This window comes from Desulfobacula sp., assembly GCF_021107415.1.
Genome location: NZ_JAIOSW010000107.1, coordinates 1 through 3,967, shown reverse-complemented (window position 1 = coordinate 3,967; position 3,967 = coordinate 1). Strand labels below are relative to the sequence as shown.

General features: G+C 37.2%; 7 protein-coding genes. 5 read left to right on the top strand and 2 right to left on the bottom strand.

All coding sequences use genetic code 11. From position 1 onward, the window contains the following. Positions 1–135: 135 nt before the first annotated feature. On the bottom strand, positions 136–906 hold the full coding sequence (locus K8S13_RS05615) for an aspartate/glutamate racemase family protein (RefSeq protein ID WP_291461081.1): 771 nt from the start codon (positions 904–906) through the stop codon (positions 136–138). A 343-nt stretch (positions 907–1,249) separates the two neighbouring features. On the opposite strand from K8S13_RS05615, the gene K8S13_RS05610 reads away from it, so the two are divergent. The 5 genes from K8S13_RS05610 (at position 1,250) to K8S13_RS05595 (ending at position 3,286) form a co-directional block, all read left to right on the top strand. Further along, positions 1,250–1,768 (top strand): zeta toxin family protein, encoded by a 519-nt coding sequence (locus K8S13_RS05610; protein WP_291461079.1) that lies wholly within the window; start codon positions 1,250–1,252, stop codon positions 1,766–1,768. Then, positions 1,765–1,926, top strand: coding sequence for a hypothetical protein (locus K8S13_RS05605; protein ID WP_291461077.1), 162 nt, complete (start codon positions 1,765–1,767; stop codon positions 1,924–1,926). Before K8S13_RS05610 ends, K8S13_RS05605 begins: the two co-directional genes overlap by 4 nt. Positions 1,927–2,214: 288 nt before the next feature. After that, entirely contained in the window at positions 2,215–2,439 is a 225-nt protein-coding gene (locus K8S13_RS25595; protein ID WP_367172535.1) for a Fic family protein, read from the top strand. Positions 2,440–2,707: 268 nt separating this feature from the next. Continuing rightward, complete coding sequence (locus tag K8S13_RS05600; protein WP_291461075.1) at positions 2,708–2,890, top strand: hypothetical protein; 183 nt, start codon at positions 2,708–2,710, stop codon at positions 2,888–2,890. Between the two features lie 120 nt (positions 2,891–3,010). After that, positions 3,011–3,286, top strand: a complete 276-nt coding sequence (locus K8S13_RS05595) for an addiction module antidote protein (RefSeq protein ID WP_291461074.1) — start codon at positions 3,011–3,013, stop codon at positions 3,284–3,286. 350 nt (positions 3,287–3,636) lie between these two features. Here K8S13_RS05595 and K8S13_RS05590 read toward each other — a convergent pair. Then, the coding region (locus K8S13_RS05590; protein ID WP_291461073.1) for a hypothetical protein at positions 3,637–3,967 on the bottom strand (331 nt) is incomplete at its 5' end.

Genomic DNA, 3,967 nt, shown 5'->3' with positions numbered 1-3,967 from the left:
TTTTCAAGGTTTAATTCCATCCTACTATTGAAATTCAACCAGGTTTAAAAAATTAGAACTGATTAAACAGTCATTCAAGACCGAATTCTTATGTATTTTTTCCCTGATCCCTTTTTGGCGAACCACAGTCTCAATTTATCTGAGCATAGGTGTCTCAGTTTTACTGAGCGCTATAGATCGAGCACTTCTTATCCCCTGATAGACAAAATTCGTTAACGTTACAAAATCAAACACAGGCCGACCTGTAGCTTTCCGGACAGCATTGGAAAAAGGAGGAAGATCCGTACACTCAAAAACAAAAGCTCCGATATCCGATTGCTTCATCATTGAAGATGCATTCGAGACAACGTCATTTTCCACTGTAACAATATTTATTTCTTCATTAGGTGATGAAAAAATTTTATTCCACTCTGTGCATTCTTCCAGACCTTGAACTATAATTGGAATCTGTTTGGTAATACCAGCATTTTCCAAATGCTGCACAGAGAGAGCCGATTTTTTAGCTGTAATAACACCAACTGCCTGTTGTTTCCCCAACATATTTTGTACTATAGGTATCTGCATCAGACTGGACGTAAACACTGGTATGCTAACGGAATCAGCCAGTTCTCTTTGAAAAATTGCGTTAAAACCACAGCTTGTTGTAATGGCTTTAATTCCTTGTTTTTCCATTTTGCAGGCTTCACTGATCATTGATTGCAAGATTTTTTGGCAAGGATTTTCAAGAATCGTATGGATGTTTGCTCCCTTTATTTTTGAATATTTCACTAGAAAATTAAAGGTTGCCGGATTTGTACTGTTTCCCGGAAGTTCTTCGAGCTGCTCCAAACCTCGAGGACTACAACCTTCCTCCCAACATAGAATCCCTATCAATGGGGTTTGGGAAGTTGAATATGTATTTTTCACGAGATTAATCTCCTATTATGCATATGTAAGAAATCATTCGGTTTTGATGTGTTAAAATCATGAAAGCCCATTCACTGCAAATTTCAAATCAGTGAAATTTTACCCTTAATAACATAAAGATGTATTCTTGACGAATCCATCGGGAGCGGTCAAGTATTATTATCCTTGTTCGGAGTATTCAGGGGCAATGATTCTCATAGATATCAAAAATAAAATTTTGAGAATTTGAGGTTGGGAATGAAAATACACTTTGCAAGTTATTTATTGTTCTATTTTCTTTTTATAGATATAGTTAAAATTAATTGAATGCGTTTTTTAAAAATTTTTGGAATGAGAACATTTGGTGCAAAGTAAAATAAAATGCTACATTATTGCAGGACCAAATGGAGCTGGAAAAACCACATTTGCTGTAAACTTTCTTCCTGTGGAGGCGGAGTGCCTGAACTTCATAAATGCTGATTTGATTGCCCAGGGCCTGGCACCATTTAATCCGGAAAGTGTTGCTTTGGAAGCCGGTAAAATTTTTTTAAGAAGATTGGACGTAATCGTTTCCAATAAAGAATCTTTTGCATTTGAAACAACATTAAGCGGGCTGAATTATATTGATCGCATAAAAAAATGGAAACAAATTGGTTATGAAGTAATTTTATATTTTCTTAAGCTTCCAAGCGAAAAAATGGCGATTAAGCGTGTTCAGCTCAGGGTGGACCAGGGTGGACATAATGTTCCGGAAGATGTTATTATAAGAAGATACCATCGAGGATGGAAAAATTTTCAAAAATATTATAAGGATCTTGTCGATGCTTGGGTTGTTTTTGACAATTCAGGAGATCTGCCATTGGTTTTAGAGGAAAAAATATGAAAAAAGAATCATATTCAAGCATGGCTTTAAATGCAATGCACCGTGCATCCAAAGAAGCAATTGAAAAAGCAGCAAGATTGGATTTAAAAATTCCTGTATGGAGAAATGGCCAAATAATCTTTGTAAAAGCTAAAGAAAAACTTCAAAATCTTAGTTGAACTTAATTATCCATGTACGTAGCGATAAAGGTGTTAATTTTGGTGTTAATTTAACACCAAATCATGTTTTTTGATGTGAGTTGGTGTTTGATGATATCCTGAAAACCTTTATTAAATGGGGATTCACTGAATTGACAAGAATCTTAAAAATGTCTTGTCTCGCCTGCTAAGCGAGTATAGGTGTTGTTACCTATTTAGAGTTCGAATCTCAATTTCTCCGCCACTAATTAAGACTGCAATAGAAGGTAATACCCTGAATGAAGAAGAAATCGAAAAAATTAATCAGGGATGGTCATTGCCCATGTCTATATTGAATGGATACATCCTTTTGGTGACGGTAATGGCAGGACAGGAAGGCTTATTGAATTTTATATTCTTTTAGGTGCTGGACTGCCAAGCATCTGTTCACATATTCTGTCGAATCATTATAACCTGACACGCCCGGAATATTACAGGCACCTAAATGAAAGCAGAAAAAAAGACATGCCAGGATCACCAGGACAACAGTTTTGAGAGACCTCAAAAATTTAAGAGATAGTAGCCTTCTTGTCAAAGAAGGGAAAAATAAATACAGGGCAAATATCGGTATTATGAAAAATCTGATGTCTTAAAAATAAAATGGTTAAAAGAGATTTTATCATGAAAACTATTAAGTATAAAACAGAAAACGAAATCCGGCAGTCAGGTCTTGGAGCTATTCGTACCTGATCAACCGGTGCCATTGATTAAGGGTATAGCCTATTGCCTTGACATTATGTCTTCTATGGGATACATTAACCGCATGAGATATGAACTGCGGAGCACAAAACAATACGACAAATGGCTGGCCGGAATCAAAAACCGTCAGGCACGAAACAGAATACTCAGGCGCATTGACAGTACGGTTATTGGTTCTTTTGGGGATCATAAAACAATCAACTCCAACCTTTTTGAGCTTCGCATGTTCTTTGGCCCCGACTTTTGAGTCTATTAAACAATTCAGGAGCGCGAGATTATTTTCCTTCTTGCAGGAGGCGACAAATCGAGTCAGAAAAAAGATATCGCCAAAGCAAGAGAACTTTTGAAACAATTGGAGGTTTAAACTATGTCCCTTAAAACAAAACCTTTTGATGTGGCTGAACATCTGGAAACCCAGGAAGATATTAAGACATTTCTTCAAGATGCCGCAGAAGGAACGCCGGAGGAGTTTATTCACGCCCTGAATACAGCCGCTAGAGCCATGGGGATGACCGAGGTTGCTAAAAAGGCAGGAGTTACCAGAGCCAGCCTGTACAAGTCCCTGTCCGATGAAGGCAACCCAAAGTTTATCACCATCAGCAAAGTTACCAAAGCACTTGGCTGTAAACTGGCTGTTGCTTGATTAGTCCATTTTCATATCTCTTCAAGTCAAGCAGTCTTTCCCAGCTATAAAAAAGATGATCCTTGCCATTCAAATTTTTAATCTTGAGTGTATGGGTTTCATTTATTGCCCTGGTTTCAGCAAACCACTGGTAAAGATTTTTATGATCAACTAAAATCGCCTTTTACTATAAAGGATGCTGAATTATAAGACCAATTTTTAGTGTTAACTTTGATGTCTATCTTCTTCCACTTCTAATAAATCCATAACCAGCTCCAATAAATCCACCGGCAAGATGACTGAATTGTGAAATCCTATCAACTTTCAGGGTTGAGACCACTTCGCTGCCGATAAACAGCACAGCAATTGGGTCATTTCCTATGAAAATGGAGTGTTTTTTTAGATCCTATATCATGATCAGCAGGAGAAAGAATGGTCAGTTCCCAATTCTCCTTAAAATAGTCACTGATATACTCTATTAAGTAAAATCTCTTATTCCGAACATAATCTGAAGAGTAAAGACTGATAAGAGTATCGAGATGACCGTTGAAATGTTTTTCAATACGGTAATAGTTTCGTGCGGAAACAATCATGACCTCCCGGGTTATGCGTTCTATGGTATCCAGATATCGGTTAATCCCCCGGGTGATATTTCCCTTTCCGAAAAAGTCGATCAGCAGGGTTATATCAAAGGACTGAGAA

Coding starts and splice junctions, on each gene's coding strand:
- K8S13_RS05605 (WP_291461077.1), top strand. CDS start 1,765: ATGAAAAAAGAATCATATTCAAGCATGGCTTTAAATGCAATGCACCGT.
- K8S13_RS05600 (WP_291461075.1), top strand. CDS start 2,708: ATGAGATATGAACTGCGGAGCACAAAACAATACGACAAATGGCTGGCC.
- K8S13_RS05595 (WP_291461074.1), top strand. CDS start 3,011: ATGTCCCTTAAAACAAAACCTTTTGATGTGGCTGAACATCTGGAAACC.
- K8S13_RS25595 (WP_367172535.1), top strand. CDS start 2,215: ATGGTCATTGCCCATGTCTATATTGAATGGATACATCCTTTTGGTGAC.